At 66.3% G+C, this 6,481-nt stretch carries 9 protein-coding genes; 5 read left to right on the top strand and 4 right to left on the bottom strand.

Annotated elements, in window-relative coordinates; genetic code table 11:
• A partial coding sequence (locus tag VIU94_RS23770) for an SDR family NAD(P)-dependent oxidoreductase (protein ID WP_331913900.1) occupies positions 1–109 on the bottom strand: 109 nt, incomplete at its 3' end.
• A 270-nt stretch (positions 110–379) separates the two neighbouring features.
• Positions 380–832 (bottom strand): hypothetical protein, encoded by a 453-nt coding sequence (locus tag VIU94_RS23765; RefSeq protein ID WP_331913901.1) that lies wholly within the window; start codon positions 830–832, stop codon positions 380–382.
• 342 nt (positions 833–1,174) lie between these two features.
• Between VIU94_RS23765 and VIU94_RS23755 the strand changes: the two genes are divergently transcribed.
• The gene (locus tag VIU94_RS23755) at positions 1,175–1,618 is read left to right on the top strand and encodes a hypothetical protein (RefSeq protein WP_331913899.1); all 444 of its coding nucleotides are present in this window, start codon (positions 1,175–1,177) and stop codon (positions 1,616–1,618) included.
• Positions 1,619–1,726: 108 nt separating this feature from the next.
• Here the strand turns inward: VIU94_RS23755 and VIU94_RS23750 are convergent, their stop codons facing one another.
• On the bottom strand, positions 1,727–2,242 hold the full coding sequence (locus tag VIU94_RS23750) for an SMI1/KNR4 family protein (protein ID WP_331913898.1): 516 nt from the start codon (positions 2,240–2,242) through the stop codon (positions 1,727–1,729).
• A 125-nt stretch (positions 2,243–2,367) separates the two neighbouring features.
• Here VIU94_RS23750 and VIU94_RS44770 point away from each other — a divergent pair, with 125 nt between their 5' ends.
• The 4 genes from VIU94_RS44770 to VIU94_RS23735 are packed head-to-tail and all read left to right on the top strand — an operon-like array spanning position 2,368 to position 5,122.
• Positions 2,368–3,483 (top strand): transposase family protein, encoded by a 1,116-nt coding sequence (locus VIU94_RS44770; RefSeq protein ID WP_414720997.1) that lies wholly within the window; start codon positions 2,368–2,370, stop codon positions 3,481–3,483.
• Positions 3,437–3,862, top strand: a complete 426-nt coding sequence (locus VIU94_RS23745) for a transposase (protein WP_331913897.1) — start codon at positions 3,437–3,439, stop codon at positions 3,860–3,862. Before VIU94_RS44770 ends, VIU94_RS23745 begins: the two co-directional genes overlap by 47 nt.
• A 60-nt stretch (positions 3,863–3,922) precedes the next feature.
• A complete protein-coding gene (locus tag VIU94_RS44765; RefSeq protein WP_414720996.1) occupies positions 3,923–4,507 on the top strand; it encodes a transposase in 585 nt (194 codons plus the stop codon).
• A 33-nt stretch (positions 4,508–4,540) separates the two neighbouring features.
• The gene (locus tag VIU94_RS23735) at positions 4,541–5,122 is read left to right on the top strand and encodes a hypothetical protein (RefSeq protein ID WP_331913895.1); all 582 of its coding nucleotides are present in this window, start codon (positions 4,541–4,543) and stop codon (positions 5,120–5,122) included.
• A gap of 210 nt (positions 5,123–5,332) precedes the next feature.
• Here the strand turns inward: VIU94_RS23735 and VIU94_RS23730 are convergent, their stop codons facing one another.
• Positions 5,333–5,875 (bottom strand): SUKH-4 family immunity protein, encoded by a 543-nt coding sequence (locus VIU94_RS23730; protein ID WP_331913894.1) that lies wholly within the window; start codon positions 5,873–5,875, stop codon positions 5,333–5,335.
• Positions 5,876–6,481 lie beyond the last annotated feature (606 nt).

The raw sequence follows: 6,481 nt of genomic DNA, 5'->3' as shown, positions 1-6,481 counted from the left end.
TGGCGGTGTAGGTGATGGCCACATCAGCTCCCGCATCGGCCATGGCCGGTGCGATCGCCGCGCCGATGCCCCGGCTGCCACCTGTCACCAGAACCGCCTTGCCCTTCATGCGCTCTCCTCGTCATTGGTTGCTGATCCAATGAAACGAGACGGTGATCGTCGGCGTTGGCGGGAATCCGACCTGGCGTTCGGCCCGCCCAAGTCCCAGGCCTGGATGTCGCGGCAGCGGTACGTATCTCGTCAGGGCCCAGGCTGCAAGACTTGGTCACGGCCGCCGCGATCTGGTACGAGTGCGGCCCGCATCCCGCACCCGAGATCGCCCCGCAGCTGGACTCGCTTCTGTCATGTGCGGCCCGCAAACAGGCACTGACCTTGCCGTTTAAACTCCGGCGTCCGGCGAGGCCGGTTCGTTTCCGACGGTGATGGTGACGTGGGCGGTCCACGACCAGGGCTCCTGGGGTGGATCCCAGTTCACCTCGACGTCGGTGCCGTGGAAGTCGCGCGCGAGTCCCGCCACCATTGCCGCCGCCGCGGCCCGCGCGTCTTGTGGATCAGTGTGGATCGGCACGTCCAGGCGCCCGCAGAGCATTCCGCCTTCCACGGTGAGGACGCTGTGGCGCCAGCCGTCCGGCGTCGCCAACAGGACGATCCCCTTCGGAATGCCGAAGGGAGGCCGCTTCTTCCTCTCCTTCTTGCGTCTCACCATGCCGCTATCCAACATCGTCGGGTTCGTAGCGATGAGTTCGGGTGGTGGCTCAACTGCCGCGGCGAGGTTTTGAGCCCGTCTTGTGGTGGGCAGGCCGGCTGTATGCCGCGCCTGTGGCGAGAACACGTTCCACGTCGTGGCAGGGCTGCGGGGTCGCGATTCTTCGATCCGGGCGGACGTCCCGGTCCTGGCCGGGAGGGTTTCGGTGCACCGGCCGGTGTGATGGCGATTCCTGAAACAGCTCTGACCGCAGTTCCGTGAAACCTGGCCATGACGTCGGTGATGGCAGCGACGGGGTCGGACTTCTGGACCGCACTCATCGCCCTTCGGGCGGAGGCGGATCGTCCGTGGAGTTGATCCGGGCTCGTGGGTTGCCCAGACACGGTCGAGGCATGACAACCCACACGGCACAACACGATAGCGACAGAACGGCCCGTTCCGCGGTGGGCTGCTGCCGCAGCCCATGCGATGCCCTTGGTCGCACTGCCTGTGTGCCTGTGGCGTCTGCCCATCGCCTTCGGCTACGGCATGGGCGGGGAGGTCCTGCCCCCGTCACCGTGGAACATTCCCTACGTCGTCGGACTCAGCGTTCTGTCCGAGATATTCGCCCTGCTCAGCCTCGGCCTGGTCCGCCGGTGGGGAGAGGTCGTGCCCACCTGGGTCCCCAAACTGGGCGGCAGACGCATCCCGCCCTTCGCGGTCATCCTCCCTGCGACGATCGGCGGCCTCTTCCTCTGCGCCCTGATGGTCCACTGGGTGTTCGGGGCCTTCCGCCTGGGCGGTGCTGACGGCTTCCCGTACACCGAGGGCTGGGACGTGCTGGCGATGACGGTCAGCGGTCTGTTCACCTTGTGGGGCCCCCTGCTGCTGGCCCTGACGTTCGCATATCACCGTCGCCGGCGCTCTCACTGAGCTGCTACCAACGCTCTTCACGGAAGCGCGGTCAGAGCCTTGAAAACGACTGTGCCCGCGCTTCCGTGATGACTACGCCCCTTGCGGCTCGTTGGTGTGGACGCCGGGTCAGGCGGACTCGAAGCTGGGTGTCGCGGGTCCGATGTTGCCCGCTTCGTCCATGAACTGAAGATTCGTGACGAAGTTGAGGACGAAGGCGGTGAACGGGCCGTCGAAGGTCACGCAGCTGGATCCATGCACCGCTGTGACGACCTTCCATCTGTTCGGATCAGGGCTGCACGGCATGAAGAAATGCTCATCCCCGCCGAAGTCGTACCCCCAATAGATGAGACCATTTTCCTCAGGGTGGAACGGATGAGGAAAGTCGTCCGGGCGCCGCTCGCGGGACCGGCTGATGCGCTCGTGTATCTCGCGCATGCGCGGCAGGAGCGGGGTCGAGCCTTGGGGGTGGAAGACCATGAGCTCTTCGGAGATGATGCCGCTGCCATAGGCGTCCATGAAGGCCTTGTAGTCGCTCGGCAGCGACGAGCCGAGGTGGCTTTCAACCTGAGCCCAGTCGCTCGGCGAGTGCGGCCTTGGCGCAGGCTCTCCCAACAGGCACTTCAACTCGTCAAGTTCTGACACGTACCCCACCTCGCTCGAACATCGCGTTGACCAGCGATGAAGAAGATAGCTGGGCCAGTTCGGCCACGGGCGAAGGGGGTAGTGGTCATCTCGAGCAGTTCCTCGGACCGTGATTCTAGGGCGGCATGCCGGATCGTTTCGTCGCGGCACACCTTCTCTATATGGGGTTCCGTGAGCTGTCAGACGTCCTGTTTCCGGGGATCGAGCTGAGGATCCAGCGGCTGCATGTTGCGGGCCGCACTCTGTTTGTGGACGCTGTTGGCACCGGCCCTCCTGGCCGTTGTCCGGACTGTGGCAACGGTGCGCGGCGGGTTCACAGCCGGTACTGGCGGCAGCTGGCTGATCGGCCTGTCGGCGGTCGGGCTGTGCTTGTGCGGCTGAGGGTGAGGCGGTTCCTCTGTGACGAATCGCCGTGTCTCCGGAAGACCTTCGTTGAGCAAGTTGACGGTTTCACGAGGCCACACGGCCAGTCGTCAGTGGCCATGCGTCAACTGGTGCGATTCGTGGCCGTGGAACTCGGAGGCCGGCCGGGGGAACGCCTCTGCCGACGACTGGCGTTGTCCGGCCGACGGACGTTACTCATCCGCCTGCTGTCGGCACCGGTGGTCCCGACCCCGGCTCCGCGGGTCCTGGGGGTGGATGACTTCGCCTTCCGTCGGGGGCACACCTACGGAACGGTGCTCGTGGACGTGGAACAGGGCAAGCCGTTCGATGTTCTGCCTGACCGGAGCTCGGAAACCTTCCTTGCCTGGCTGGAAGCCCATCCCGGAGCGGAGGTCATCTGCCTGCGGAAACAGGCCCAAGAGCGGGCTCAACCTGACGCGCCGGTCCCTGACACCTGGGTGCCGGATCAGCCGGCCGCACTGCCGAAGACCGCCATCGTCGAGCGGACCCTCCACCGGCACGCCGACATCCTCGATCTGGTGGACAAAGGATGGACGATCAGCGCGATCGCCCGCCGCTTGGGCATGGACCGCAAGACAGTGCGGCGCACTTCCGGGACACCGATCTCGCCGCGGTGGGTCTCGCCCTCGCCGGCCGGGCCGGCGCCCGGATGGCGCGGGCCTTCGGGGTGCCCATCAGCCGCAGCACGGTGTTGCGGCTGCTGGAAGCTTTGCCCGAACCGGATGTCCCGACCCCGCGGGTCGTTGGTGTCAATGAGTACGCCACACGTAAAGGAGGGTCTACGGCACGGTGCTCATCGACGTCGAGACCCGCCGGCCGGTGGATCTGCTGCCTGACCGGGAGGCGTCCAGCCTGGCCGCATGGCTCGCGAAGCGGCCCGGCATCGAGATCGTCTGCCGGGACCGCGCACCGTTCTGCGCGGAAGGAGCCACAGCCGGGGCACCCCAGGCGACGCAGGTCGCCGACCGCTGGCATCTGTGGCACAACCTCGGGGAGGCCGCTGAGCGGGCTGTCGCCCAACACCGCCAGTGCCTTCGCGTCCTGGTCCCCGATCCCGAGGGGAAGGCCGATGAACCGGCGCCGCCGAGGAGAGGGCGGACCCTCCATGGCGGAGCGAGCGGTTCGCCAACCGCGTCCGAGCCAGGCACGCCACGGTCCACGCGCTGCTGGAAGCCGGCCACAGCCGCCGTTCCATCGCGCGTCAGCTCCAGATAACCCACCGCACTGTCAAAGCCTCGCCGACGCTGCCAAGCCAGAAGACCTCTTACGAGGCCAGTGGCAGCACAACAGGACCTCCGTCCTCGACGAGTACAAGCCCTACCTGGACGAACGCTGGGACGAGGGCTGCACCAACACCTGGAAGCTCTGGGAGGAGATCGTTCCCTTGGGCTATCGCGGCAGGTACGGCCGGGTCAGCGCCTACCTGCGAGAGAAGCACACCTCGCCACGGCCGGTCACCGGGAACCGCCGGCACCCCGCGTGGTGACGAGATGGATCCTCACCCGGCCCGAGACGCTGACTCAGATCGAACAGCTCCGGCTCAAGGCCATCCTGGCCAACTGCCCCGAACTCGATGCCCTGACCGGTCACGTCCGGTCTTTCGCCCAGATGCTCACCGAGCGCCAGGGCGAACGGCTGCCGCAGTGGCTCGACGCCATCCGTCAGGACGCCCTGCCTAGCCTCCACACTCTCGCGGCCGGCATCGACCGAGACCGCGACGCGGTCATCGCCGGACTCACCCTGCCCTGGAGCTCCGGCGTCGTTGAGGGACACGTCAACCGGATCAAGATGCTCAAGCGCCAGATGTTCGGCCGGGCTGGCTTCGCACTGCTCCGCAAGCGAGTCCTGTTGGCTCAGTGATCGATGTCAGATGCGCGCGATAGCTTCCCCCACATGGGTGTTTACCCGGTGAGCGTCGGCGCGGAGGAATGGTTCGGTGACGAGGAGGACGGATGGGGTGAAGTTGCTTCGGCACTCGATGCTGAACTCAGGCGGCGGGGCCTGCCGCCCTACGAGGACGTCCCCGCAGAGACGGCCTTCGCGCCTGGCTCAGGACAAGCTTTCGAGGAGAAGCTGACCCCCGACATGACCGGGTTCCTCACCTTGTGTCAGACGCACCTGTCACGAGAGGAATCGGAGATCCTCTGCGGCTGGACCGTGCTCGTGCCCTTCTCGCTCGATGAGGAGATCTGGTTGCCCATCGAGTCCGACGACCACGACTCCATGGTCGCCGGCGCTCCTCAGGTACTACCGCTCGCCGAGAAGCTGGCGGCAGCCATCGATCTGCCAGCCGAAACCCCGGCAACATGCGACAACCTCGACCTCAGCACGTGGTTCAGGCACCAAGCAAAGGAACTGGCCGCTACTCGAACAGGACCGTGGACCAAGGACCTGGACACAGCCTTCTACGTCGCACTGTTCCTGCGCGCTGCACAGCACTCAATCCGACGCGGCTGCCCCATCGTCTGCACCTGAGGCCCCCTTCGGTCCCACTGGTCTCCCGGCGAAGATCACTCAACGTGCATGCGTCACGGAAAGCGAGCCAGAACCGGTTCTCGTGTACAGAGCCAGCGGGGTGACGGCGACACCCTCGTTGCACACGGAGCATGACTTCGCCTGAGGCCGGGCTGCCTCTTCGTGTGCGACGACACCGTGAACACGACCGGGTGGTCGAGGTGATCCTGCCTACCAAAGCCACCTGTCGAGGAACTCCGCCCAGAGGACGCCGTTGTACCCGCCGAAGGCGGGTGGGTCGATTTCCTTGAGCCGGTTGGCGATCTGGTCGAGTTCGGCCACTGCTTCGTCGTCGCGATCCTTGGGGTCGTCGAGGACTTCCGACTGGCTCAGGTGCCGGCCGTAGTGGTGCAGGCACTGGAGCCACAGGTCGATGGATGAGTTCGCGAAGCAGGCCTCGCCATCGGGCTGCACGAAGTAGACCGTGCCCGTCTCGGGCTCGACGCCGAATGACCAGATCAGACCAGGCTCCAGGTCTGCGTTGCGGTTCTCGGTGAGCCGATAGAGCGGCTTCCCGACCTGGGTCAGCAGTTGGGGGTTTGACTCGCGCTGCAAGGCTGCGGCTTCGATGAGGGCGTACGCCATCGGGACACCCACGTGGACAAGGTGCTGCTTCTGATCCTCCGGGATCTTCCATCCCGCGACGGCGTCGGGGTCCGCCCGCGTGACGTGCTCTGCACCCGCCCATTCGACCAGGTCGTCATAGGTCAGCAAGGCGAAGTGCCTCCGAGAGTGCCGGCGATCATCGGGACTCTACCGATCAGGACCGACAGGCGATCTGAGTGCCCTGGACCGGATATATGGCACCTGCACGCGACTTCGTCGTGAGCCACATGATCCTTTGATGTTGGGGCAGGCTGGCGATACTTCGTCCGTGCTCGGAGCCGAGCCCAGTTTGACCACGGAGGCTGTCGGTGCTGATCGTGGACTCGGACGCGCTGCTGGTCGAGCGACAGCTGCGGGTCGGCCAACTGGCATGTCCGCTGTGTTCCTCGGCCCTGGCGCCGTGGGGTCATAGCCGCTCTGGGCATGGGCCACCGCCCCAGGTCGCCGCCCGTCCGGGCTTGGCTGAGGGCACGGTCCGTGGCTGGTTGCGGGCCGCCTGGCAGTCCCTCATCGCCGCCTTCATCGAGGACGCGGGCAGAGTCAGCAGGTGCGGACGGTGGGCCGGGCGGGTGGCGAAGGAGCATGCACATGACGTGGCGGCGGAGGGGTGTCGGCCCTTCTTGGTCACCCGGGCGAACAGAGCAGGGGGATCGGCCGTGCCGCCGCCGGACGACTCGCCGAGCGGGGCACGACCGTCCTGATCGGCGCCCGGGT

The sequence above is a fragment of the Streptomyces sp. genome, from assembly GCF_036566765.1.
Lineage (GTDB): Bacteria > Actinomycetota > Actinomycetes > Streptomycetales > Streptomycetaceae > Streptomyces.
Note: the sequence above shows the minus strand (reverse complement) of the source record. Positions and strands in the feature narration are given on the sequence as shown.